Here is a 23,985-nt window from a genome sequence, read left to right as displayed (position 1 = left end):
ACCTTCACCTACTCTTATCAAAGACAACGACGGTTATATTGTCTTTCCCATTATTATCCAAAGCCATTTGTACCAGCTTTTTCGAAATATCGCCTTTTTCCGTTTCCAGTATCCCTTGAATCGTCTGCGGATCGACCACATCGGAAAGGCCGTCGGAACAGAGGACGATGAAACTTAAATCTCCGTCCACAGATCGAATTTGAAAATCCACGCCCTGGGTCGTGCCCAAGGCTTTCGTCAGAACATTTTTCTTGGGATGGACCCGCGCTTCTTCCTCGGAGATATCGCCGATATCCAAGAGGTAGTTGACGAAGCTGTCGTCTTTCGAAATTTGAAAGAGCTCGCCGTCGTAACCGTAAATTCTGGAATCGCCGATGTTAATGTAATAGAGCTTGTCATCTAAAAGATAGACCAAGCTTAAAGTCGTCCCCATGCCGCGAAATTTCAAATGGGCCGCCGATTGTTTAAAGATTTCCGCATTGACGTCCTGAACGCCTTTGTTCAAGAGGTCCATGAGTTCCTTTTCACTTTCCACGGGTACGGAGAGCACTTCTTTTAAGCGGTTCACCGCCAAGGCGCTGGCCTTTTCACCCGCTGCGTGTCCACCCATTCCGTCGGCCAGGATGGCGAATCGCTTCTTCGGATCCACGTAGTAACTGTCTTCGTTATTTTCCCTGCCACCGATATGGGTGTATGCAGATATTATCATTGTATCACCTTGCCTTTATGGCTTCAGAACCCGCTTTTAATTGTCCACAGCTGGCCTGTATATCACTGCCTAATTCTCTTCGTATTGTACACGATACGCCGGCTTGAGACAACTCTCGCTGAAATCGAATAATGTGCTCCCTGGACGGTTTGCTCTCGTCGAAATGGTCCGTATCGTTCAGGGGGATGAGGTTCACGTGACAGGGAAGTCCCTTGGTCAGTGTCTTCATCTCTTTAATATTGCGGGGTTGATCGTTCTTCCCTTGAATCAGCGTGTACTCCAATGTAATGCGCTGCTTCGTCTCGTCGCAATAATACCGAAGCGCCCGGAACAATTCGTCCAGAGGATATTTACGGGCGATAGGCATGAGAACCGCTCTCGCCCCTTGCTCCGTTTCGTGAAGGCTGATGGCCAAGTTGATGGGCAATCCCTCGTCGGCCAAAGCGCGTATCCCCTCCATCAAGCCGCAGGTGGAGATGGTCATGGAGCGGTAGCTCATGTTTTTCCCTTTAGGCTCGTGTAAGAGGCGCAGAAACCGCAACACATTGTCGTAATTGTCGAAAGGTTCGCCGCTTCCCATCAAAATAATATTTCCGATGGAGACGGACTCTGCTTCCTCCACGGCATAGATCTGCGAAAGCATCTCAAAGGGCGTCAGATCCCGTATGCGGCCCTTTAAAGTGGACACACAAAAGCTACATCCCATGCGACACCCGACTTGAGTAGAGACGCAGAGGCTGTAGCCGTGATGGTATTTCATTAATACCCCTTCGACGATTTCGCCGTCTTCCAATTCGTAAAGGTATTTCTTTGTTTCGTCTAATTTCGACGCCAGGCGCTTCACGATTCTTACGCCGCGCAAAGGCTCGGGCAAAGCGTTTTTCAAAGAATCGGGAACGTTGGACAGTGCGTCCAAAGATTTTCTTTGCCCGTGAATGCCTTCGAAAAGCTGTGTCCCCCGAAAGCCTTTTTCGCCAAAGGTCAGAACGTATTCTTTCAGTTCTTCAGGCGTCATTTCCATCCAATGCATTAGGAGTCCTTTCTTACGATACAGGCCATGGTAAAGCCGTCGGTGCCGTGGCGGTGGGGCCAGTAGCGAATCCCCTTTTCTTTCAACCGGCACTCCGGATGATCCGAAAGAAACGAATGGAGCACGCCCTCATTTTCTTCCACCGTGACGGTGCAGGTGCTGTAGACCAATTCGCCGCCGACATTGAGTGCGTCGTAGGCGTTTTCTAGGATCAATCGTTGGATACGGGCCAATTGCTGGCAGTCCTTCAAGCTCACGCGGTATTTGATTTCGGGCTTTCTCCGAATCAGGCCCATGCCGGAGCAAGGGGCGTCTACTAAAATACGATCGTATTTCTTCTTGGGCAGAGGCGTTTTTGCGTCCCTTACTGCCGTCGTAATATTTTCATAGCCCAATCGTCGAATATTTTCGTCCATCAACGTTAAGCGTTCCTTCGATGAATCGAAGGCATCGACGCGGGCAAAAATTTCCGCCATTTGAAAGCTCTTGCCGCCGGGTGCGGCGCAAAGATCCAAGGCCTCCGCCTCTTTATCCGGCGTAAACAAGCCCACTACCGCCTGTGAGGCGCCGTCCTGGACGTAAAAGCGCCCCTCCTTGTAAGCTTCCGTATCAAAAAGCCCCCGGGGATTCTTCACATTCAGTGCCGAAGGGATGCTGTCTATTGCTGCGCAGACAAATCCGCTGTCTTCCAGCTCCGAGATCAATGTACTTCTATCGACGGAAAGGTTGCGCAAAGTTAAAGGCGCTCTGTCGAAGGTGGATTTTAAGAATGCTTCCGTTTCGCCCTTTAAAAGCTGCTGCAAGTAACGAATCCACTCATCGCTGAAGCTGTAGGTGACGGCCAGGCGGTTCACTTCATCTTCCTCGTCGACGACAAAGGCTTCGTCGCCTTGTCGGATCACTTGCCTCAATACGCCGTTGACCAGTCCGGCGGCTCCCTTGTTGGCAATGATCTTCGCCATTTCCACCGTTTCGTTGACCACGGCGTGATCGGGCACGCGGTCCAAAAAACGCATTTGATAAAGGGCCATGCGGAGCAAAAGCCGAATATTGTGATCCAAATCATAGGGCTTTTTTACGAAGCGGTCGATGACGTAATCCAGATAGATTTTATGCTGCACCGTGCCGTAGACGATGGTCTCAGCCAGATTTTTGTCTACGTCTTTTAAGCCCGCGGGGTCGAAGACGTCCTGTGTAAAGGCGCCCGCCTCCACTTTTTCCAAGGTGCTCAGAGCGAGAAAACGGGGATTTTTCACTAGTCCCGTCTCCTTCCCATAGAGATAAAGCGCATCAAGGTGCCAATGGCCGTCAAGAGACTTGCCACGTAGGTCAGGGCCGCGGCGGAAAGAATCCGTTCCACGCCCACCATTTCTTCTCCCGATAAAATGCCGTCGGCCAAAATCACCTTGGCTCGGTGGCTGGCATTGTATTCCACAGGAAGGGTCAGCAGTTGAAACAGCACGGTAATCGCAAAAAGAGCGATGCCCAGTTTCAACAGGGGCTCAAAAGCGAAGAGGCCAATAAGAATAAAAATAAAGGAAAGATTCGACCCCAGGTTTGCCGCGGGGACGATGGCATTTCGCATGCTCAGCGGCGCGTAAGATTCGTGATGTTGAATGGCGTGGCCGCATTCGTGGGCGGCAATGCCCAGCGCCGCAATGGATGTGGAATCATACACGGGGTCGGAAAGCCGCAAGACTTTGTGTGACGGATCGTAGTGGTCTGTCAGACTTCCTCGCACACGATCGATGGTCACATCGTATATGCCGTGGTTTTTCAGAATGGCTTCTGCCACCGAGCGCCCGGTGAGGCCTTCGCGATTGGTGACGCGACTGTATTTGTCGAAATTCGCCCTGATTTTCGATTGGGCATAGAGCGCCAAAAGAAAACCCGGAAGAATATAAATCAGGTAATCCAAATTATAGTACATGCCGTACATTAAACTTCACCCTCCTCGTCTAAGTGGGCGCCTGCCAAATAAGACACGACGTCCATTCGTTTCTTGCCGGGCCGTTGAATTTCTTTTAATAAAACGGATCCGTCTTTCGTGCCGATCCACAATTGTTTTTTCGTGGCTTTGAATCGGCCGGCGGGCACTTTTTCATCGCTTAATTCGCCGTCGTAAATCTTTAAATGTTCGCCGCGAAAGAGAAAACGGGAGCCGGGCGCCGGTGAAAAGGCGCGGATCTTTTGAAGAAATTCGTGCGCCGTCAGCTCTTCGGCCTTCAAGGTCAAAAGCTCCTCGTCGATTTTCGACGCATAGGTGGCTTTCTCGTGATCCTGTTCCGTAAATTTCACGGCGTCATTTTCCATGTCCCGAACGAATTCCCTAATGAGATCCGCTCCGAAATTAGCCAATTCGTCGTGAATATCGCCGAAGTTTTTGTCGCCGATGGGTGTTTTTTTCATGGCATAAACGGGACCGCTGTCCAGGCCCGCTTCTACCTGCATCAAACTGACGCCGGTTTCCTCGTCGCCATTAAGAATGGCCCATTGCATAGGCGCCGCGCCGCGATACTTAGGAAGAAGGGAGCTGTGCACATTGACGATGTGTTTTTTCGGGATCGCCAAGACGGCCTCCGATAAAATCTGACCGTAAGCCACGACGACGAATAGATCCGCCTCCTGTGCCTTTAGCTTTTCCAAGGCCTCTTCCGTGTTGCAGCTGTGGGGCTGAAAGACCTCGATGCCCATGGATTCCGCTTCCACTTTCACCAGCGTGGGGAGAAGTTTTTTGCCACGACCTTTTTTCTTGTCTTCCCGCGTCACAACCAAGCTCACGTCGCAAATGTCATTCAGTGCCTTTAAGGTGGGCACGGCAAAATCCGGCGTGCCGAAAAATACCGCCTTCATCATTGCTCTTCATCCTCTTCTCGGGAGTTGTTGACATTGTACATTTCCTCGGCGCGATCGATGTAGAGAATGCCTTCCAGGTGATCCATTTCGTGTTGAATGATGCGGGCGAGAAAATCTTCGGCTTGGAAGGTCTTCTCTTCGCCCTTTTCGTTCATGTAATTGATTTTCACCTTTTCAAAGCGTTCTACCTTGCCCATGCGCTCGGGAACGCTCAAACAGCCTTCCATGGCTTCACAAGACCCTTCTTCGGCCACGCGCTCCGGATTGATAAGCACCATTTTCGTTCCTTCGTAATCGTCCAGGACGATAAGGCGCTTTAATTTTCCGATCTGCACGGCGGCGAGGCCGACGCCTTCCGCTCCGTACATGGTGTCGTACATATCGTCGATGAGTTGCTGCAAGGAATCGTCGAAGGTTTCCACCTTTCGCGATTTTTTACGTAATATGGGATCGCCGTCGATGCGAATTTGTAATTGTGCCATGTCTCACTTCCTTCTCTATCCGTCTATTTCCAAACTGATTTGTATATCTTTTTCTGACTGTGTGCGGTAGTAATACATCAATACCCGTTTTAAGGCTTTTAACAAAGGTCGATACTCCTTTGGCCACACCTTTGCCAAAATGGACATATGTCTTTTATTTTTTATTTTCGGTTGCTCCACCGGATTGGCTACCAACAAATCGAACTGCTCGTGTTTGTTCATGGCCTCCAGCGTCTTTTTCCAATTCATGGCCACGCCTTCCACATCGCCCGTGCCGCGAATGTGAATCTTCACCAGATGCACATAGGGCGGATACAAAAATCGCTTCCGCTCCTCCATTTCCTTGTGAAAAAAGGGCTCGTAGTTGCGGTTCTTGGCAAACTGTATGCTGTAATTGTCGGGATTATAGGTCTGAATCAAGGCGCGACCTTTGTGCTTGCCCCTTCCGGCTCTGCCCGCCACTTGGGTCAGCAGCTGGTAGGTTTTTTCCTGAGCCTTGTAGTCGGAGACGAAGAGGGATAAATCCGCCGCCACCACGCCGACAAAGACCACATTTTCAAAGTCGAAGCCCTTGGCGAGCATTTGTGTTCCCACGAGAATGTCCACCTTATTTTCGTTCATGGCCTCATACACTTTTTCGTAATTTCCCTTTTGCGCCATGGTGTCCTTGTCCATGCGATAGACCCGGGCTTCGGGGAATTTATTTTTTATCCATGCCTCCACCTGCTCCGTGCCGATGCCGAATTGTTTCAAATATTCGCTGCCGCATTCGGGGCATGTCCTCGGCATGGGCTTGGTCCTGCCGCAGTAATGACAGTGAAGCCGGTGGGTTCTTCGGTGGTAGACCATGGAAATATCGCAGGCGTCGCATTGAATCACGTGACCGCAACTTCTGCAACTGACAAATTGGCTGTAGCCCCGTCGGTTGATAAACAAAATGGCCTGCTTTTTTGCCTTGAGCGCCCCTTCAAGTCCTTCCACCATGGCCTCGGAAAGAATCTCCACATTGCCTTTAAAGAGCTCTTCCCGCATATCCACGACTTCCACGGGAGATGCCTCGGTCTTTTCGGGATCCCCTTCAATTCTGTGAAGTACCACGTCTTCGCCGCAGCGGGCATAGGTAATCACCGACGGCGTTGCCGAGCCGTAGACCACCTTGCCCCCTTCGAGGCGAACGCGCATCTCCGCCACGTCACGCACATTGTAGCGCAGGCCTTCCTGATAGTCGTAGCTCTCTTCCTGTTCTTCGTCGATAAAAATATAGCCCAGTGCGGGCACCGGCGAAAAGATGGCCGAGCGGGCGCCGACGACGATTCGTCCCGGCTCCTCTTTTAAGCGTATCCACGCCTCGGCCTTCTCCCCTTCCGAGCGTTGGGAGTGGAGGATGTCCACTTTCCCGGGAAAGCGCGCCGACAATCGGTGCACCATTTGGGTGGCGAGGCCGATCTCCGGCACAATAATCAGGGAAGACTTCCCTTCCCTTATGGCTCTTTCCGCCAGCTGCATATAGACTTCCGTCTTGCCGCTTCCCGTCTTGCCGTAGAGTAGATGAAAGGGCCTCTCGGAGCCGGCGATGTCGCCGATGGCTTTTTTTTGATCTTCCCGCAAAACAGGCGCTGCCTCAGGCAATCTGTCTTTTTCGTCGAAGGGTACGAGGACGCCTATTTTTATTAAAGAATCCACCGGGCTTTGGGAAAATCCGGTGCGCTTCATGATGTCCGCCCTGGTCATGGGCCCGCTTTTTTTTACGAGTTCATAGACCGCAGCCTGTTTGTCCGTTATGGATGCCTCGACACCCTCTGAGGCACAAAATTTTTCTACCCCACGCTTCTTTACGGGCTTTGTGCTGCGGAAATGAATAGCCGCTTTTTTATTTTCAACGGCGACGTTAAGTCGTTCTCCGTCGATTTTTTCCGTAGGCAAAGACTCCTGTCCTTGAAACAGGGCCCGCATCTCTTCGTCGTCGATTAATTTCACCGCCACTTCCTCCACGCCGCCTAAGACGTACTTAGGCAAGAGAGGCTGAAAGGCTTGTACGTAAGATGTGATGAAGTATTCACGCATTTTCAGGCCCAGGGCGATGGCAACCGTACTTAAAATCGGGCGTTTATCCAAAACTTGCAAGATTGATTTCAGCTCAAAATCGATTTCAGAGCCTATTCGAATGACCACCGCCACTTCTGTCTTATTGCCTCGGCCAAAGGGAACGATGACGCGCTTGCCGACGATGTCGTCGTCGCCGTCGTAGGCATAGGAATACAATTGATCGATTTGAGGCAGCGCCTTTTCTAAGTAAACATCTACAATCATAGTCCCTCCCTTTAATACAAAAAAAGCTAGAATCTTCTAGCTTTTCAGATCTTTTTCGACTCGGTCTAAAATGACGGCGGCTAACGCAGATTTTTCCATCATTGGCAGTTGTTCGTCTCTACCGTCGGCGGAAAAAATTCGCACGTGATTCGTATCGCTGCCGAAACCTGCCCGGGCTTCGGTAATATTGTTTGCCACGATGTAATTAAAATGCTTTTCTTCCAATTTTTTCTTGGCATAGGCTTCCATATTGTGGCTTTCTGCCGCAAAGCCGACGATAATCCGGTCCCCTTTTATGGAGCCGAAGTGTTTTGCTATGTCCGGATTCGGCGCAAATTCCACGCCCATCAATCCGCCTTCGCGCTTTTTAATCTTCTCTTCGGAATAAGTTTTGGGCTTGTAGTCGCTGGGGGCCGCTGCTTTAATCAACACATCGGCGTCGTCGAAATGCTCTTCGACGGCATGAAACATGTCTTCCGTGGATTCCACGGGAATAAAGTCCACGCCCTTGGGCACCTTTAAGTGACAGGGCCCGCTGATCAAATGCACCTTCGCGCCTCGGGCCGCCGCTTCCGCAGCAAAGGCATAGCCCATTTTTCCGGTGCTGTGATTGCTCAAAAAACGCACGGGATCCATGCGTTCCAGTGTCGGGCCCGCCGTAATCACCACGTCCATTCCCGCCATGGTCTTTTCCGTCAAGGCCATGAGGATGTAATCGACGATGTCCTCGGGCTCCAGCATTTTTCCTTCGCCCACGTCTTGACAGGCCAGGAGCCCTTCCGCCGTGGGAAGGACCTCGTACTGCTCGCGAGACTTTAAAATCTTTAACGCCTCTTGAGTCGATTGAGCCCGTAGCATTTGCGTATTCATGGCAGGCGCCACGAGAATCGGCGCCGTCGTCGCCATAGCCACGGTAGTGAGCATATTGTCCGCCAAGCCGTAAGCCAGTTTCGCTATGGTATTGGCCGTAGCCGGTGCGATGATCATGACATCGGCCCATTTGGCCAAGGCGATGTGTTCCACATCCGTCTGCACGACACGGGCAAACATGTCCACGTGGACCGCCTCTTGACTCATGGTTTGAAAGGTGAGCGGGGCGACAAATTCCGTGGCGTGTTCCGTCATAATCACTTTGACCTGATGGCCCATCTTTTTTAATTGGCTGACGATGGCCGGCGCCTTGTAAGCGGCAATGCCGCCGGTGACGCCGAGAAGGATGTTTTTACTCCTCATCGACCGCTTCCTCTTCTTCGGTCATGGCCATTTCCATGCGCAGGGCTTCTTCCCGACGCGCCTTTTCTTCCATGAGCTCTTCAAAGCGTTCCTTGCTGGTAAATTTTACGGCGCCTTGATGAATTTCTTCCAAAGAAACGGACACGGGGTTTTCTAAATCCGTATCGATTAAACGATCTTCGCCGTCCACCAACTCCCTGGCGCGATTGGAAACCAAGGTCGCCAATGCGTAACGGCTGTCGGTAATTTTTGCAATTTCGCCAAAAGATAAAATGTTCATCGTATCGCCTTTCTGTCAACAATGTCTTTCTTAATATTTTTATATCGTTTCACCCGCAATTTTTCCGCGGCAATAATGTTTTCGATGTCTTCCACCGCCTGCTCCACCTTGTCGTTGACGACGAAATAGTCGTATTTGCCGACAAAGTCCAATTCCTTAAAGGCGTTGGCAAAGCGCGTCTCAATGTCTTTTTCGCTTTCGGTGCCGCGACTGACGATGCGGTGCTTCAACTCTTCCATGGTAGGCGGAAGGAGGAAAATAAAGACGGCTTCCTTATACTTGTCCTTAATTTGCAAGGCGCCTTGGACGTCGATTTCCAAAAGCACGATCTCGCCCTTTTCAATTTCCTGAAAGACAAATTCCTTCGGCGTGCCGTAGTAATTCGTGTGCACGTGAGCGTATTCCAATAGCTCGTCGTTTTTCACCATTTCCTTAAATTCGTCTTCCGTTTTGAAAAAGTAATTTTCGCCGTCCACTTCCATTGACCTGGGCTTTCTCGTGGTAACCGAGGTCGAAAATTTCACTTCGTGATTTTTCGCCATTAGCGCTTCGCTAACGGTACCCTTTCCACTTCCCGATGGACCGGAAAGCACCAATAAAAATCCTTTTGACACCTGACACCCGCCTTGTCTTTCTACTCTATATTTGCAACTTGTTCACGTAAATGATCGATGAGGGTCTTCACTTCCACGATGTTGTGTAAGATCCCCATATGTCTGGATTTGCTCGCGATCGTATTGGCTTCTCTGAACATTTCCTGCAAGAGAAAATCCAAGCGTCGACCGATAGAACCTTTACCGTTCATTATAACACGGAATTGATCTATATGAGAAATCAAGCGCGCAATTTCTTCTTCGATGGAAATTTTTTCATAGAGCAAAGCGAGCTCCGTGGAAAAACGGGGAAGGTCCACTTCGTATTCCCCCATAATTTCTTCCACCCGGCGCTGAAAGCTTTCTTTTTCATCGGCCTTTTCCGCTACGGCGGCATCCTTTATTTTTTGGACGTAATTTTCCAGTGTGGCCACATGGTCTTCCAGCACTTTCTTTAAATTAGCCCCTTCTTTTTTCCGCATCAGGCATAGATCGTAAAACGCCTTGTCAAATGCTTCCATAAGCAATGCTTCGTCCAAGGCCTTGGCCTCGTCGCCGCCCTGTTTCACCACACCGGGACGCTCCAAGAGCCACGCCACCTCGGCGGGATGGGACGCGCCCTTTTCCCGCAAAAGATTTTCGTAAAAGGCATAGGCTTCCGGGACGAAGGTTAAGTCCGTCGTCTCCTCCCCTTCCAACGAAACATAGACTTCGAAATGACCTCGCAGGGCACCTTTTGCTATGGCGTTTTTTACTATGAGTTCCAGGGCCGCCTCTTCCGAAAGCCCTTTGATGCGAATGTCCAAATTTTTATGATTCACCGATTTTACGTCCAAGCGAAGCTTCACGCCTTCCCGGACGATTTCACATGAGCCAAAGCCCGTCATACTGTTCATAGACGCCTCCTCTATGATATTATACATGATACGACCCTGGGACAGAAAGGGAGGTCTTAGATTGAGTTACGACGGAACGATGACAAAGGCGGTAGCCGAAGAATTAAACAGACGATTTTCGGGAGGCAAGATCGACAAAATCTATCAGCCCCAAGAGGATACCCTGGTCTTGAATCTTAGGAGCAGAACCGATCGGGGCAGCCTCCTGCTTTCCGCTTCGGCGAACAATCCCTGCGCCTATGTCACCGAGAAAAAATTTACAAATCCTCAAACGCCTCCGGCCTTTTGCATGCTCTTGAGAAAGCATTTGGAGTCGGCGACGATTACAGGCATCGATCAGGTAGAGATGGACCGCATCATTCGCATCAAGGTAGAAGGCTTTAACGAACTCTTCGATACCGTGGAAAAGACCTTGGTCATCGAAATGATGGGCCGCTACTCCAACATCATTCTTTTAGACGAGAACAGTGTGGTGATGGACGCGCTCAAGCGGATCAACGGCTCCATGAGCCGCGTGCGGGAAGTGCTTCCCGGCACGGACTACACTCTGGAAGGCATTGTGGATCGGGCCAATCCCCTGAAGGAAACGAAGGCGGAGTTTATGAACCGCCTGGAAGAAAACGAAGTCGCATCCGTAAAAAATTTCTTCATTCGAAATTATCTCGGCGTCTCGCCCCTATTGGCGCGGGAGATCGCCTACCGTGCCGGCGGCTCCGACAAGGACCCTGTGAAGCTCTTCGACCGGGAAGATTTGTACGGCGCCTTCGATTCCCTTTTCGACGACATCCGCAAATCGAGTTTCAAGCCGCAAAGTATTTCCGATGGCGGTCACATCATCGCTTTCGCTGCCGTGAATTTAACCCACTATCCCGAAGAGAGCAAGACCTTTTATTCCGGTCCCTCGGAGCTTTTGGATCATACTTTTTCCGCCCGGGTCATGGAAGATCGCGTGCGGCAAAAGAGTCAGAACTTAAATAAGCAGATCAAAACCCATTTGGAACGGGCTCTGAATAAGCAGGAAAAAATGGAGTTTGAATTAAGAGATGCCAAGGATCGACAAAAGTACAAAGTCTACGGCGACTTAATCTCTTCCAATGCGTGGAAAATCGAAAAAGGCGCAAGATCAGTGACCGTCGATAATTTTTATGACGAGATGAACCCACTGACCATTCCCCTGGACGAGACGAAGGACGGCATTCAAAATGCGGCCCGCTACTACAAAAAATTTGCGAAGCTGAAGCACGCGGAAAAACTCCTCACAGAGCGCATCGATAAAAACCGAAACACCATTCGCTACTTGGACGCCATGCTCTATAATCTGGACGATGCGGAATCCATCGACGAGGTGGACGCCATTCAGGAAGAGTTCCGCGAAGATTTTCTGAAAAAAAAATTCAAGGGACGCGGAGAAAATAAGAAGAAGAAAAAGAAAGATCCGGGCTACTTAACTTTTACTTCTTCCGAAGGCTTTCCCATTTACGTGGGTAGGAACAATCGCCAGAATCAGGAGCTGACGCTGAAGTTTGCCAGAAAAGACGATATGTGGTTCCACGTGAAAAACGGCCCGGGCAGCCACGTCATCATAAAAACCGACGGCGAAGAATTAAGCGACGAAACGATCTTCGAAGGCGCTGCCCTCGCCGCCTACTACAGTCGCGCCCGCCAATCCGCCCACGTGGAGGTGGATTATACGAAGCGACAATTTATTCGCCGCCATCCATCCAACCAACCGGGACTTGTTATCTACACCGACTTTTCCACGGTGGCGGTGACGCCGGAAAAGGCCTTGGTGGAAAAGCTGAAAAACAAATAGTTTATACGCAAAAATCGGACCCTAGAGTGACCCCATAAAGTTGGACTTAATCGAGTAAGCATTTCGCTTGCTCGATTTTGTTTTACATAACTTATTTTCTAAGCGGTTTTCATTCGTTCACGGTATTGCTTTGGACTTAGCCCTCCTAATTTTTCTTTGATTCGGTCGTTGTTATAGTAGTGGATAAAGTCTTCGATCGCCCGCACAAGTTTCTGCCGGCTTCGGTAGACGTAACCGTCGTAGATTTCTCTTTTCAGTACACTGAAGAAGTTTTCCATGGGTGCGTTGTCGTAGCAGTTACCTTTTCTCGACATGCTTTGAAAGATGTGGTGTTCTTCTAACATGGCTTGATAGGCGGTCATTTGGTAGCCCCAACCGCGATCGGAGTGGAAGGTGCGGCGATAGGGACAGGTGTTGGTTCGTTCGATGGCTTTTTCTAAGCCTCGTAGCATGGTGACGCCGTTGGGCTGATCGGATAGGACGTAGCTAATGATTTCCAGATTGTACATGTCCATGTATGGATCGAGGTAGAGTTTCTTTGTTTGAAGTTTCCCCGCTTTATCTTCGACGTAGTATTTGAATTCTGTAGTGTCGGTGGTAATTTTTTGGTAGGGGATACAGGTGTTGAAGCGTCGATTGATTCGATTCTTCTTGATCTTACCGACGACGCCTTTGTAAGAGTTGTACTTCTTGTATTTCCTGCCATAGGCACGGACTTGAAGGCCCATGTCTTGAACCAGTCGTTGAACTTTCTTTTTGTTTACCGCCCAACCCCGGTTCTTCAGCTCCAGATGGATCCGGCGGTAGCCGTAGTCTTTGTGTTCGCGCCGAATGGCGAGGATCTCGTCTTTTAACGCTTGGTCTTTGTCTTCTTCGCTCCACTTTTTCTGCCAATACATAAAGGTGGATTTGGGAAAGTTGATGGCAGCGAGTATCTCTGTTAGTTGGAATTGTTCTCGGAGTTTGGCGACGATCCTCGCCTTTTTCTCATTTTTTCTTCCCTCACCAAACTCCTTAGCTCCTCCAGGTATAGCTTTTGAATGGTGAGTTTCCGGTTCTCCGCCTCTGATTCTTTGATGCGGTTTTCCAATGCCTCACGCGAGGATGCATCAAGAGGCTCCTTCTTAGTTGCAGACTTCGGTGGTTGATTGCAGGCGTCTTTCTTCGTCACAGGTCTCCCTCGCTTATGTGTTCGCAGCCCCTCCATGCCCTCCTTTCGATACTGACTGTGCCATTTGGCGATCATGGACGGATTCGTCAAACCAAGTTCAAGGGCCAATTGTTGGTAACTGCATTCGCTCGTTTCGTAACGTGTAATGGCTTCTAACTTAAACTCTACACTGTACTCACGTTTATTTCTAGAGCGCATTAACCCTTCATCGCCAAATTGTTTGTAATTATTGACCCAACGTCTGATCAGTGATTCATCAATTTGATATTTATCTTCTAAGATGGGATAGCTTGACTCTCCGAACAGGTATTCTTCGACGATTTTCCTTTTTAATTCATAACTGTATTTTGCCATTAAAAGACCCCCAAAGGTTGGATTTCTTGGTCCAACTTTTGGGGGTCAGTGCACCCCGCAGGATCCGATTTTTTATTTGTCTTTTTTCTTGTCTAAATAGCCTAAGCGTTTGAGCACCAAATGGTATCCGTCGGCACCGTAATTCAGCGCCCGATTGATGCGGCTGATCGTCGCCGTGGAAGCGCCGGTCTGCTCTTCAATGGCGTGATAGGTTTGCTCGGCAACTAAAAGCTTCACCACTTCCAGACGTTGAGAAATGGCTTTTAATTCTTTAATCGTGCAAATATCTTCGAAAAAACGGTAGCATTCCTCTTTGTTTTCCAAGGAAAGAATCGCATCGAACAATGCGTCCATGTTTTCGTCTTGAATCTTAGATGAATAACCCATATGTCACCTCATTATGAAAGGCCGGTAATAATGCCGTGAGCGTCGATATCCATGCCGTTGGCGGCGGGAACTTTCGGCAGACCCGGCATGGTCATGACCGCGCCGGTTAATGCCACGATAAAGCCCGCACCGTTGGACAGGCGAATGTCTCGGATGTGAATGGTAAAACCTTCGGGAGCGCCGAGCTTCTTGGGATCGTCAGTAAAGGACATTTGCGTCTTTGCCATGCAGATGGGCAACTTATCCCGACCCAGCTTTTTAATGCGCTCGATCATAGCCAGGGCGTCGTCTGAATAGACCACGTCTTTGGCGCCGTAAATCTCCTTCGAAATGATTTCGATTTTTTCTTCCACAGGAAGATTTCTGTCGTAGAGAGGCGCGTAGTTATTGGGCTCTTCGCAAAGTGCCACGACTTTTTCCGCCAACTCCATGCCGCCTTCAGATCCCTTGGCGAAGACGTCGGATAATGCCACGTCCACGCCCAGGCCTTCGGCCAGCTCGTCGATGGTCTTCAGCTCCCCTTCCGTGTCCGTGGGGAATTTATTAATGGCGATGACCACGGGGACGCCGTAGCCCTTCATATTTTCCACGTGACGTTTCAAGTTCACAAAGCCCGCTTTTAAAGCGTCGATGTCTTCGTTCCCCAAGTCCTTAACGGCGACGCCGCCATTGTACTTCAGGGCGCGTACCGTGGCGACCACTACGATGCAATCCGGCTTAAATCCCGCTTCGGGCGCCGCGATGTCTAAAAACTTTTCCGCACCGAGGTCGGCACCGAAGCCCGCCTCCGTAATGGTGTAGTCGGCCAGATGGAGGGCGGTTTCCGTTGCGATAATGGAGTTGCAGCCGTGAGCGATATTGGCGAAGGGTCCGCCGTGAATGATCGCCGGCGTATTTTCAATGGTTTGCACCAGATTCGGCAAAATCGCATCTTTCATCAGCATGGTGACCGCACCGGCCACTTCCAAATCCTCGACGTAAATGGGTTTGTCGTCATAGCTGTAGCCGATAATGATCCGTCCCACGCGAGCTTTAAAGTCTTCCAAGTCGCGGGCCAGACACAAAATGGCCATGATTTCCGAAGCCACCGTAATGTCGAAACCGTCTTCGCGCATGACGCCGTTTTTCTTCGGGCCCATAGCCACGATGACTTGGCGCAGAGCGCGGTCGTTCATGTCCAAGACCCGCTTAAAGGTAATCTTCTTCGGGTCGATGCCCAATTCATTTCCTTGGTGAATGTGATTGTCGATGGCTGCGGCAATTAAGTTGTTGGCGCTGGTAATGGCGTGAAAGTCTCCGGTAAAGTGGAGATTGATGTCGTCCATGGGAAGCACTTGAGCGTAGCCGCCGCCGGCCGCACCGCCCTTAATGCCGAAGACCGGGCCCAGGCTCGGCTCCCGCAAGGTGCTGATAGTGGACTTGCCCACCTTTTCCATGGCCATGGCGAGGCCGATGTTCGTGGTGGTCTTGCCTTCCCCCGCAGGCGTCGGGTTGATGGCGGTGACCAGGACCAACTTGCCCCGCGGCTTGGCATGATCTTCAAAGGCGCGGCCTTCGATTTTCGCCATATAGTGTCCGTAAGGTCTTAATTTTTCATTGGGAATCTTCAGACGGTCGGCAATCAAGCGGATTTCATCCAGATGGGCCTCCCGTGCAATTTCCACATCGCTCTTCATTTTAGCCACGTAGATCCTCCTCCAATTTTTGATTCATGACCGCCACGTCCTCTTGCAATTGCTTTTTATAAGCGAGGAGTTTTTCTTTAATGGCCTCGTCGCCGACGGAAAGAATTTGCGCCGCTAAAATGCCCGCATTCTTTCCGCCGTTTATGGCCACCGTAGCCACGGGAACGCCTGAAGGCATTTGTACCGTAGACAAGAGGGAATCCATGCCTCCACCGACAGACGTTTTACCCGGCACGCCGATAACGGGGCGGGTGGTGTGGGCCGCGATAACACCACCTAAGTGCGCGGCCTTCCCGGCAATGGACACGAATACTTCCGTGCCTTCGGCTTCTTGTTTTTTCACGTATTCCACCACTTCATCGGGCGTTCTGTGTGCGCTGTAAACCACGACGTCGTAGGGAACATCGAACATTTTTAAGGCGCCGATCACGTCAAAGGCGATGTCTTTGTCGCTGTAGCTGCCCATGATTATTGAAACTTTCATTTATCCGTACCTCCTTAAATCCTTTACCATGTTATCAAGAGTCAGTATCCATGTCAATATGGGCACGTGGCCCTTACACGGAAGGATGGATCGTTTTCGGCAATTCAAATTCAATACTGAATCCGCCGTTTTTATTTTCTGCAATCATCGTTCCGCCGTGTAATTGACTGATCTGTTTTGAAATCATAAGGCCCATGCCGTGGACATAGACGGAGGAAATATCCGTGCGTGCCAAGCGATCGAGCACTTCTTTTTCCACGCCGCCTCCTTCGTCCCAAATACGAATATGAACCCGATCATCTTCTTCACGACAGTCGACGTGGATATCCCCCGACTGATATGCCAAACTGTTTTTAATCACATTGTCGATCATGCGACTGAAGAGATGAGCGTCCATATTGATTTCGGTGTCTTCCCGTAATTGATTGTCGAATAGAATGTTTCTCTCCGGCTCTTCATTTAAGTGGGCGACGATGATTTTTCGTAAAATAGGCGCCGGATTTTGCAAAATGAATCGTTCGTTGCCGAGGTTTTGAAGCCGCGACGTGTCGTTTAAGTCTTGAATGGTTTTGCTGATGCGCATGATCTCTTCTTCCATGGCCGCCACCGCATCTTTATTGGACTCGTCTTTTAAATCATTCAGTCCCCAACTGAGTTTCGACAGCGGCGTGCGCACGTCGTGGCTAATGCCTCGAATCCATTGGCTTTGGCTCTTATTCAGCTGCACGTAGCGGGCATTGGCGTCGTTGACCGCATGGGACACTTCCTTTAAGGGGCCCGTTTCATCTAAAGGCGTATAATCCGCACTGTAAATGTCTTCCAATGCCTCTTGAAGCGGGAATAATTTTTTGAAGAGATTGTTCCGCTCCCTTCTATACATAAAAAAGAGGAAGAATAGATAGCCTAATAAAAAAATCAGTGCCAAATCCACGTTTAAAAGCCATTGCTCTGCACTGTAATAGTTGAAAGGCAGCTTATCCAATGTTCCCTTAGGATATCCGATAACCAAAAGATCGTCGCCGACGATGTACGTCATCACGGGATAATCTTTTAGATAATAACGGGTAAAGCGAGCTACATCGGTAATTTTATAAACTTCCGGAATTTCAGAAGGCTTTCTGCAGGATTCAATGACCTTGCCGTTTCCTCCAATACGAATGGCCCAGAGATTATTTTCTTTTAGAAAACTTCGGTTTGCCGTGGTAAAAAATTGCTCGTCTTCTTTATTTTCCATGATGTAATCGTGGACAGTATCGGGCTGAACATACTGTTTACTTACATTGTAATTTATGTAAAGAATAACGAAGATCAGAAAAATAAAGGACAACGAAAAGGCAAGAGTAAAGAAAACGAAGCGCCGTAATTTTCTTAAAATAAACTGAAACATGATTTAACCCTTAATTCTTTCCGACGAGCTTATAGCCCAAGCCCTTTACCGTCACCAAGCGCGTGGGATTGGAGGGGTCGTCTTCCAATTTTTCACGAAGGCGATAGATGTGGGTGATGAGGGTGTTTTCGTAGCCGAAAGAATCTTCCCACACGGCATCGATGATTTGATCGATGGAGACGATGCGGTTCAAGTGATCGGCGAGAAGGGCCAAAATTTTGTACTGCTTCGCCGTGAGTTTCTCCTCCCCGTTTTCTTTTATAATCATGCCCTTCGCCGGATCGAAGAGGGCGCCGTTTAAATCCACGGGTCCTTCCCTCTCTTCGCGAAAGCTTCTCCGCAACACGGCCTCCACCCGCCACAAGAGGTCTTCTGCGAGAAAGGGCTTCACGATGTAGTCGTCCGCTTCCGACTCAAAGCCCTCCCGCCGATCGTCGATGCCGTCTAGGGCCGATAGAATAATTACCGGCATATGGGATTGCTTACGTAGGCCCTTTAAAAGATCCATGCCGCTTCCGTCGGGCAGCATGAGATCCAGAATCATAAGATCCACGTGATGATTGGCCAGCTGAAAGCGCGCCTGAGCGAGATTCGACGCCGTCTTTACGGAAGTATAGCCAGCATCGCGCAGGTAGGCTTCCAAATGATCCAGCAAGGATTTTTCATCGTCTACGATTAAAATAACCGGTTCTTTTTTATTCATCTTCGTCCGCCCCTTTCGCCCTTATTTTACCATAGAGGGAAGCGCCTTCCGCCTTTGTGATCTAAAAGTGATGATGCTTCCATGCTTCTGTGAGCTGTGCCTTGTATCATGAAATCAAAAGGAGGCTTACATGAGTAAACTACTTACCATCGACAATCTTAAGAAAACCTACGACGGAAAAAAGGTATTGGACATCGATCACTTCGATTTGCCCGCCGGCGCCATTTACGGCTTGATCGGCCCAAACGGCGCCGGAAAGTCCACATTGATGAAGGCTATTCTGGGTCTTATACAAAAGGACGGAGGCGATATGGTCCTCTTCGGGGAAAAAGTGACGCCGAAAAATCAAAAGGTGCTCAATCGCAAGCTGGGCGCATTGATCGAGCGACCCGCCTATTACGATCACCTCACGGGCCGGGAGAATCTTTCCATTCTCTGCACTTTAAAGGGCATTGATAAAAAACATATCCTCCCGGCATTGGAGGCCGTGGGACTTAAGGCAAAGGCGAACGAGAAGGTGCGTACCTATTCCCTGGGCATGAAGCAGCGGTTGGGCATCGCCATGGCCATTATCGGTGAGCCCAAGCTTTTAATTCTCGACGAGCCCATCAACGGTCTGGATCCCATCGGCACCCTGGATATGCGCCGGCTCTTTCAGCGATTGGCGGTGGAGAAGAATACAACAATTCTGATCTCATCCCACATTCTCGACGAGGTGGAAAAAATCGCTACCCACATCGCCATGCTTCAGAAGGGGCACTTGATCTACGACGGCACCTTAGAAAACTATCGTCGCCTTCATCCGCCGATCCTCTCCATTCGCACATCGAACAATCAAAAGGCGGCGGATGTACTTTCTTCACAACGATGCAAGATTCGCGGCGACCGTCTGATCTTAAACCACCCTTCCGATAACGATGTAGCGAAGGCTGTACGTGTCTTGAGCGATCATGTGAACATTTACCGCATTGAAGAGGAGCGGGAAAGCTTGGAAGCATTATTTATTCAGGACACGCAGAAGGGAGGGAGCCCCATTGATTAATACGGAGTCGAAAAAATACAAAGGCTTGGGCCTCTACGCACTACTAATTCTTATGCTATGTGTTCACGTTCCCGTATTGGGGGTCATTGGCTTTACAAACTCTTTTGCTGAAGAAATCTATCCCCTCTTCTCTCTTCTAGACGCCTACTTTCTATTTCAGTTGATCTTCAACCCGGTGCTTCTTTCTTCATTAGTGAAAAAAGTGGTGGAAATCGAAGAGAAAAACAATATGTTTCAGCTTCAGGAAATGCTGGGCGTGGAGCCGTCGACCCTTCTCATGAGAAAATGGTCGTGGCTCAGTCTGCGCCTCTTCATTCTGCAGTTGATCGAGTGGGCATTGATTCTTCATATGGCCGCCCGATCCGATCATTTTCATTTTTCGCAAGTGGCAAGTGCCCGTGTGGCCGTAGTATTTTGCAGCCAGTGGCTCATCGCCTCGGCTTTTGTCGCCCTCTTTCTTATTTTGGATACGCGGTCCAAAAGCCCTTACTTTACCCTCTTCTTTTCCATGGGCGGAGCTCTTTTTGGTATTCTCTCCATGCTGACCTCAAGGGTGCTCACTTTCATCAATCCCTTTGCGTGGTACAGCTCCCTTTTGAGCATTTCCTTCGTCAAGGGTAGCGAAGGATTTGACCGCGTGATCAATCCCGTCCCTTGGCCATCCTTGGTCGCATCTCTCGCCGGTTTATTGATCTGCCTGTTCATGATAAAAAAACACACGCGCATTCGTAGCGACAAAACCATTTAGGAGGCACTATGTTTTCTGTTTTTTCAATTGAGGTCAAGAAAATAAAATGGCTCCCCCTTCTCTTGGCCATCCTCGTCGTGCCATTGTTGGCGACAAGCTTCGGCACCTTCAACTACATGGGCAATCGCGCCGCCCTCACCCATGAATGGGAGAGTTTGTTTACCCAAATTTCTCTCTTCTACTTTTCCTTTTTCTATGTGCCCCTTATCGCCATCATCGTCGCACTATTGTGGCAGGTCGAGCATAAAGCGGGATTAAATTTTATTCGGCTTAGTACCGCCAAATATAGCCGGTTTATTTTTGCGAAAAGCCTTTTGGCCTGTTTCCTTATCGTCATCGCCCAAATTTTCTTTTTTTCTTGCTTTTATCTGGCCGGCCGCTTCGTCTGCGGCTTCGGTAACCTCGACTTTTCCCTTTATTTTTACTACTTCTTCGCGAGCATTCTTCTGGCCATACCCGCCGTCTTTGTTTTTTCCGCTTTAAGCATTCGTATGAAATCCTTAGGCGGCGTAACCCTTCTCTCCGTGGCCTTATCCATGTTCGGATTTTTAGCCTGTGCCCAGCAATTCATTCCGATGATCGAAAATGCTTTTGCTTTGAACACCTTGGCCTATGAAATGAATCACTTCGCCCGATTTACAATACGGGATTCCCTCATCGTCCTCGGATTTGCATTGGCAGAAAGTCTAATCGCCTATGTTTTCGCCCGACGATCTTTAAAATATGAATAAATAAAAAAGCCGCCCCTGTGTTCTAGAGTGACCCCATAAAGTTGGACTTAATCGAGTAAGCATTTCGCTTGCTCGATTTTGTTTTACATAACTTATTTTCTAAGCGGTTTTCATTCGTTCACGGTATTGCTTTGGACTTAGCCCTCCTAATTTTTCTTTGATTCGGTCGTTGTTATAGTAGTGGATAAAGTCTTCGATCGCCCGCACAAGTTTCTGCCGGCTTCGGTAGACGTAACCGTCGTAGATTTCTCTTTTCAGTACACTGAAGAAGTTTTCCATGGGTGCGTTGTCGTAGCAGTTACCTTTTCTCGACATGCTTTGAAAGATGTGGTGTTCTTCTAACATGGCTTGATAGGCGGTCATTTGGTAGCCCCAACCGCGATCGGAGTGGAAGGTGCGGCGATAGGGACAGGTGTTGGTTCGTTCGATGGCTTTTTCTAAGCCTCGTAGCATGGTGACGCCGTTGGGCTGATCGGATAGGACGTAGCTAATGATTTCCAGATTGTACATGTCCATGTATGGATCGAGGTAGAGTTTCTTTGTTTGAAGTTTCCCCGCTTTATCTTCGACGTAGTATTTGAATTCTGTAGTGTCGGTGGTAATTTTTTGGTAGGGGATACAGGTGTTGAAGCGTCGATTGATTCGATTCTTCTTGATCTTACCGACGACGCCTTTGTAAGAGTTGTACTTCTTGTATTTCCTGCCATAGGCACGGACTTGAAGGCCCATGTCTTGAACCAGTCGTTGAACTTTCTTTTTGTTTACCGCCCAACCCCGGTTCTTCAGCTCCAGATGGATCCGGCGGTAGCCGTAGTCTTTGTGTTCGCGCCGAATGGCGAGGATCTCGTCTTTTAACGCTTGGTCTTTGTCTTCTTCGCTCCACTTTTTCTGCCAATACATAAAGGTGGATTTGGGAAAGTTGATGGCAGCGAGTATCTCTGTTAGTTGGAATTGTTCTCGGAGTTTGGCGACGATCCTCGCCTTTTTCTCATTTTTTCTTCCCTCACCAAACTCCTTAGCTCCTCCAGGTATAGCTTTTGAATGGTGAGTTTCCGGTTCTCCGCCTCTGATTCTTTGATGCGGTTTTCCAATGCCTCACGCGAGGATGCATCAAGAGGCTCCTTCTTAGTTGCAGACTTCGGTGGTTGATTGCAGGCGTCTTTCTTCGTCACAGGTCTCCCTCGCTTATGTGTTCGCAGCCCCTCCATGCCCTCCTTTCGATACTGACTGTGCCATTTGGCGATCATGGACGGATTCGTCAAACCAAGTTCAAGGGCCAATTGTTGGTAACTGCATTCGCTCGTTTCGTAACGTGTAATGGCTTCTAACTTAAACTCTACACTGTACTCACGTTTATTTCTAGAGCGCATTAACCCTTCATCGCCAAATTGTTTGTAATTATTGACCCAACGTCTGATCAGTGATTCATCAATTTGATATTTATCTTCTAAGATGGGATAGCTTGACTCTCCGAACAGGTATTCTTCGACGATTTTCCTTTTTAATTCATAACTGTATTTTGCCATTAAAAGACCCCCAAAGGTTGGATTTCTTGGTCCAACTTTTGGGGGTCAGTGCATTCCACGGGAGCGGCCATTTTTCTGTCTATTTCTTTGTTCCGATGTAGTTCGGACTTTCTCTCGTAATGGTAATGTTGTGAGGATGGTTTTCCTGCAAAGTGGCGGGGGTGATCTTCATGTACTCCGTATTGGTCTTGAGTTCGTGAATATTTTTCGCCCCAACGTAACCCATGCCGGATTTTAAACCGCCGATAAGTTGGTAAATGACGTCGCCGACTTTTCCCTTAAAGGGCACGCGACCTTCCACGCCTTCGGGAACGTATTTCTTCGTTTCCGATTGGAAGTAGCGGTCGCTGGATCCGCTGCTCATGGCGCCTAAGGAGCCCATGCCGCGGTAGGTTTTAAAGCGACGGCCTTCGACGTAAATTTCTTCCCCGGGACTTTCGTCGGTCCCTGCAAACATGGAGCCCATCATGACCACGTCGGCACCGGCTGCAATGGCCTTGGTGACGTCACCGGAATATTTGATCCCGCCGTCGCCGATAATGGGGATGCCTTTTTCCTGACCGGCCTTCGCGCAGTTTAATATGGCGGTGACTTGAGGCACGCCGATACCGGTGACCACGCGGGTGGTACAAATGGAACCAGGACCGATACCGACCTTGACGCAGTCGGCGCCGGCCTCGATCAAATCCATGGTACCGCGGTAGGTGGCCACATTCCCGGCTACTAATTGAATGTCCGGGAAAGCCTTTTTGATTTCATGAATAACCTTCAAGACCCCTTCCGATTGGCCGTGGGCCGTGTCAATGACGAACAGGTCGGTTCCTGCCGCGCGAAGGGCTTCCACCCGTTCGTACACGTCGTGGGTGACACCGATGGCGGCTCCGGCGAGGAGACGGCCGCCTGCATCTCTGGCGGAGTTCGGGTATTGAATGGCCTTTTCAATGTCTTTAATCGTGATCAGGCCCATTAAGTGATGGTCGTCGTCGATTAAGGGCAGCTTTTCAATTTTGTATTGCTTCATGACCTTCAAGGCATCGTCCATGGAAATACCTTGTTTTCCCGTGACCAAATTGGCACTGGTCATGACGCTTTCGATTTTTTTGCTTAAATCGTCTTCGAAGCGGATGTCGCGATTAGTAATAATGCCTTCGAGAATATTATTTTCGTCGACAACGGGCACGCCGCTGATGCGGTAATGGCTCATCAGCTCCAAGGCATCCTTAATGACGTGATCTTTCGATAAGGAAAAAGGATCGGTAATGACGCCGTGTTCCGAACGCTTGACGCGATCAACTTCTTTCACCTGTGCTTCTAAAGGCATGCTCTTGTGAATAATGCCGATGCCCCCTTCGCGGGCCATAGCGATGGCCATTTGCGACTCCGTGACCGTGTCCATGCCGGCACTCATTAAGGGAATGTTTAATTCAATGGCATCGGTTATTTTCGTCTTTAACTCCACTTCGTTCGGCAACACTTCCGAATACCCGGGCATGAGTAAAATATCATCGAAAGTTAAGCCGTCTCCTAAAAATTTCATCAAAACCTCCTCGCTTTCCATTTCTTTT

General features: G+C 49.4%; 23 protein-coding genes. 4 read left to right on the top strand and 19 right to left on the bottom strand.

Annotation, left to right across the window (positions count from 1 at the left end; all coding sequences use genetic code 11):
* Window positions 1-4: 4 nt before the first annotated feature.
* Genes BN7444_RS08015 through BN7444_RS07965 form a run of 11 tightly spaced genes read right to left on the bottom strand, consistent with a single transcriptional unit; the run spans window position 5 to window position 10,389 of the window.
* Complete coding sequence (locus tag BN7444_RS08015) at window positions 5-709, bottom strand: PP2C family protein-serine/threonine phosphatase (RefSeq protein ID WP_068458021.1); 705 nt, start codon at window positions 707-709, stop codon at window positions 5-7.
* A 4-nt stretch (window positions 710-713) separates the two neighbouring features.
* The gene (gene rlmN / locus BN7444_RS08010) at window positions 714-1,739 is read right to left on the bottom strand and encodes a dual-specificity RNA methyltransferase RlmN (protein WP_068458019.1); all 1,026 of its coding nucleotides are present in this window, start codon (window positions 1,737-1,739) and stop codon (window positions 714-716) included.
* Window positions 1,739-2,995: a 16S rRNA (cytosine(967)-C(5))-methyltransferase RsmB gene (gene rsmB / locus BN7444_RS08005; protein ID WP_068458018.1), complete on the bottom strand. Its 1,257-nt coding sequence runs from the start codon at window positions 2,993-2,995 to the stop codon at window positions 1,739-1,741. Before rsmB ends, rlmN begins: the two co-directional genes overlap by 1 nt.
* Window positions 2,995-3,678, bottom strand: a complete 684-nt coding sequence (locus tag BN7444_RS08000) for a zinc metallopeptidase (protein ID WP_082941322.1) — start codon at window positions 3,676-3,678, stop codon at window positions 2,995-2,997. The genes rsmB and BN7444_RS08000 overlap by 1 nt, the downstream gene beginning before the upstream one ends.
* The gene (fmt, locus tag BN7444_RS07995; RefSeq protein WP_245654210.1) at window positions 3,678-4,595 is read right to left on the bottom strand and encodes a methionyl-tRNA formyltransferase; all 918 of its coding nucleotides are present in this window, start codon (window positions 4,593-4,595) and stop codon (window positions 3,678-3,680) included. The genes BN7444_RS08000 and fmt overlap by 1 nt, the downstream gene beginning before the upstream one ends.
* Window positions 4,592-5,077, bottom strand: a complete 486-nt coding sequence (def, locus tag BN7444_RS07990) for a peptide deformylase (RefSeq protein WP_068458015.1) — start codon at window positions 5,075-5,077, stop codon at window positions 4,592-4,594. Before def ends, fmt begins: the two co-directional genes overlap by 4 nt.
* Before the next feature lie 15 nt (window positions 5,078-5,092).
* Window positions 5,093-7,387: a replication restart helicase PriA gene (gene priA / locus BN7444_RS07985; RefSeq protein ID WP_068458012.1), complete on the bottom strand. Its 2,295-nt coding sequence runs from the start codon at window positions 7,385-7,387 to the stop codon at window positions 5,093-5,095.
* 36 nt (window positions 7,388-7,423) lie between these two features.
* A complete protein-coding gene (gene coaBC, locus BN7444_RS07980; RefSeq protein ID WP_068458010.1) occupies window positions 7,424-8,620 on the bottom strand; it encodes a bifunctional phosphopantothenoylcysteine decarboxylase/phosphopantothenate--cysteine ligase CoaBC in 1,197 nt (398 codons plus the stop codon).
* Complete coding sequence (gene rpoZ / locus BN7444_RS07975; protein WP_068458008.1) at window positions 8,610-8,900, bottom strand: DNA-directed RNA polymerase subunit omega; 291 nt, start codon at window positions 8,898-8,900, stop codon at window positions 8,610-8,612. The genes coaBC and rpoZ overlap by 11 nt, the downstream gene beginning before the upstream one ends.
* Window positions 8,897-9,514: a guanylate kinase gene (gmk, locus tag BN7444_RS07970; protein ID WP_068458007.1), complete on the bottom strand. Its 618-nt coding sequence runs from the start codon at window positions 9,512-9,514 to the stop codon at window positions 8,897-8,899. Before gmk ends, rpoZ begins: the two co-directional genes overlap by 4 nt.
* A 20-nt stretch (window positions 9,515-9,534) precedes the next feature.
* On the bottom strand, window positions 9,535-10,389 hold the full coding sequence (locus BN7444_RS07965; protein ID WP_068458005.1) for a YicC/YloC family endoribonuclease: 855 nt from the start codon (window positions 10,387-10,389) through the stop codon (window positions 9,535-9,537).
* 61 nt (window positions 10,390-10,450) lie between these two features.
* On the opposite strand from BN7444_RS07965, the gene BN7444_RS07960 reads away from it, so the two are divergent.
* Entirely contained in the window at window positions 10,451-12,202 is a 1,752-nt protein-coding gene (locus tag BN7444_RS07960; protein WP_068458003.1) for an Rqc2 family fibronectin-binding protein, read from the top strand.
* Between the two features lie 98 nt (window positions 12,203-12,300).
* Here BN7444_RS07960 and BN7444_RS09185 read toward each other — a convergent pair.
* The 6 genes from BN7444_RS09185 to BN7444_RS07925 form a co-directional block, all read right to left on the bottom strand.
* Window positions 12,301-13,727 (bottom strand): IS3 family transposase gene (locus BN7444_RS09185; protein WP_417875685.1). Its coding sequence is split into 2 segments (ribosomal slippage): window positions 12,301-13,157 and window positions 13,157-13,727, totalling 1,428 coding nucleotides; the frame shifts between segments, so codons are not numbered across the junction.
* Between the two features lie 72 nt (window positions 13,728-13,799).
* Window positions 13,800-14,114 (bottom strand): YerC/YecD family TrpR-related protein, encoded by a 315-nt coding sequence (locus BN7444_RS07945; RefSeq protein WP_068458001.1) that lies wholly within the window; start codon window positions 14,112-14,114, stop codon window positions 13,800-13,802.
* An 11-nt stretch (window positions 14,115-14,125) separates the two neighbouring features.
* The gene (locus BN7444_RS07940) at window positions 14,126-15,790 is read right to left on the bottom strand and encodes a formate--tetrahydrofolate ligase (protein WP_068458000.1); all 1,665 of its coding nucleotides are present in this window, start codon (window positions 15,788-15,790) and stop codon (window positions 14,126-14,128) included.
* Window position 15,791: 1 nt separating this feature from the next.
* The gene (purE, locus tag BN7444_RS07935; protein ID WP_068457998.1) at window positions 15,792-16,283 is read right to left on the bottom strand and encodes a 5-(carboxyamino)imidazole ribonucleotide mutase; all 492 of its coding nucleotides are present in this window, start codon (window positions 16,281-16,283) and stop codon (window positions 15,792-15,794) included.
* 73 nt (window positions 16,284-16,356) lie between these two features.
* Window positions 16,357-17,517 carry a sensor histidine kinase gene (locus BN7444_RS07930; RefSeq protein WP_167627217.1) on the bottom strand — a complete coding sequence of 387 codons (1,161 nt, stop codon included), beginning with the start codon at window positions 17,515-17,517 and terminating at the stop codon, window positions 16,357-16,359.
* Between the two features lie 163 nt (window positions 17,518-17,680).
* On the bottom strand, window positions 17,681-18,373 hold the full coding sequence (locus tag BN7444_RS07925; RefSeq protein ID WP_068457994.1) for a response regulator transcription factor: 693 nt from the start codon (window positions 18,371-18,373) through the stop codon (window positions 17,681-17,683).
* Window positions 18,374-18,503: 130 nt separating this feature from the next.
* Here BN7444_RS07925 and BN7444_RS07920 point away from each other — a divergent pair, with 130 nt between their 5' ends.
* From BN7444_RS07920 to BN7444_RS07910, 3 genes are read left to right on the top strand one after another with little or no spacing between them, the layout of a single operon-like run.
* A complete protein-coding gene (locus BN7444_RS07920; RefSeq protein WP_068457992.1) occupies window positions 18,504-19,415 on the top strand; it encodes an ABC transporter ATP-binding protein in 912 nt (303 codons plus the stop codon).
* Window positions 19,408-20,163: an ABC transporter permease gene (locus BN7444_RS07915; protein ID WP_068457990.1), complete on the top strand. Its 756-nt coding sequence runs from the start codon at window positions 19,408-19,410 to the stop codon at window positions 20,161-20,163. Before BN7444_RS07920 ends, BN7444_RS07915 begins: the two co-directional genes overlap by 8 nt.
* An 8-nt stretch (window positions 20,164-20,171) precedes the next feature.
* A complete protein-coding gene (locus tag BN7444_RS07910; protein ID WP_068457988.1) occupies window positions 20,172-20,894 on the top strand; it encodes an ABC transporter permease in 723 nt (240 codons plus the stop codon).
* Between the two features lie 99 nt (window positions 20,895-20,993).
* On the opposite strand, the gene BN7444_RS09180 is transcribed toward BN7444_RS07910, so the two are convergent.
* Together BN7444_RS09180 and guaB are read right to left on the bottom strand one after the other, a co-directional pair.
* A protein-coding gene (locus BN7444_RS09180; protein ID WP_417875685.1) for an IS3 family transposase occupies window positions 20,994-22,420 on the bottom strand; the annotation gives its coding sequence in 2 pieces (ribosomal slippage) (window positions 20,994-21,850 and window positions 21,850-22,420; 1,428 coding nt in all).
* A 79-nt stretch (window positions 22,421-22,499) separates the two neighbouring features.
* Window positions 22,500-23,957, bottom strand: a complete 1,458-nt coding sequence (gene guaB, locus BN7444_RS07895; protein ID WP_068457985.1) for an IMP dehydrogenase — start codon at window positions 23,955-23,957, stop codon at window positions 22,500-22,502.
* Window positions 23,958-23,985 lie beyond the last annotated feature (28 nt).

The organism is Peptoniphilus pacaensis, assembly GCF_900088125.1.
Lineage (GTDB): Bacteria > Bacillota > Clostridia > Tissierellales > Peptoniphilaceae > Aedoeadaptatus > Aedoeadaptatus pacaensis.
The sequence above is the reverse complement of the archived record's forward strand: the minus strand, read 5'-3'. Positions and strand labels throughout refer to the sequence as shown.

Coding starts and splice junctions, on each gene's coding strand:
- rlmN (WP_068458019.1), bottom strand. CDS start 1,739: ATGCATTGGATGGAAATGACGCCTGAAGAACTGAAAGAATACGTTCTG.
- purE (WP_068457998.1), bottom strand. CDS start 16,283: ATGAAAGTTTCAATAATCATGGGCAGCTACAGCGACAAAGACATCGCC.
- coaBC (WP_068458010.1), bottom strand. CDS start 8,620: ATGAGGAGTAAAAACATCCTTCTCGGCGTCACCGGCGGCATTGCCGCT.
- BN7444_RS08015 (WP_068458021.1), bottom strand. CDS start 709: ATGATAATATCTGCATACACCCATATCGGTGGCAGGGAAAATAACGAA.
- BN7444_RS07965 (WP_068458005.1), bottom strand. CDS start 10,389: ATGAACAGTATGACGGGCTTTGGCTCATGTGAAATCGTCCGGGAAGGC.
- def (WP_068458015.1), bottom strand. CDS start 5,077: ATGGCACAATTACAAATTCGCATCGACGGCGATCCCATATTACGTAAA.
- fmt (WP_245654210.1), bottom strand. CDS start 4,595: ATGATGAAGGCGGTATTTTTCGGCACGCCGGATTTTGCCGTGCCCACC.
- priA (WP_068458012.1), bottom strand. CDS start 7,387: ATGATTGTAGATGTTTACTTAGAAAAGGCGCTGCCTCAAATCGATCAA.
- BN7444_RS07925 (WP_068457994.1), bottom strand. CDS start 18,373: ATGAATAAAAAAGAACCGGTTATTTTAATCGTAGACGATGAAAAATCC.
- rpoZ (WP_068458008.1), bottom strand. CDS start 8,900: ATGAACATTTTATCTTTTGGCGAAATTGCAAAAATTACCGACAGCCGT.
- BN7444_RS07940 (WP_068458000.1), bottom strand. CDS start 15,790: ATGAAGAGCGATGTGGAAATTGCACGGGAGGCCCATCTGGATGAAATC.
- BN7444_RS07910 (WP_068457988.1), top strand. CDS start 20,172: ATGTTTTCTGTTTTTTCAATTGAGGTCAAGAAAATAAAATGGCTCCCC.
- BN7444_RS07920 (WP_068457992.1), top strand. CDS start 18,504: ATGAGTAAACTACTTACCATCGACAATCTTAAGAAAACCTACGACGGA.
- BN7444_RS07930 (WP_167627217.1), bottom strand. CDS start 17,517: ATGGAAAATAAAGAAGACGAGCAATTTTTTACCACGGCAAACCGAAGT.
- BN7444_RS07945 (WP_068458001.1), bottom strand. CDS start 14,114: ATGGGTTATTCATCTAAGATTCAAGACGAAAACATGGACGCATTGTTC.
- BN7444_RS08000 (WP_082941322.1), bottom strand. CDS start 3,678: ATGTACGGCATGTACTATAATTTGGATTACCTGATTTATATTCTTCCG.
- guaB (WP_068457985.1), bottom strand. CDS start 23,957: ATGAAATTTTTAGGAGACGGCTTAACTTTCGATGATATTTTACTCATG.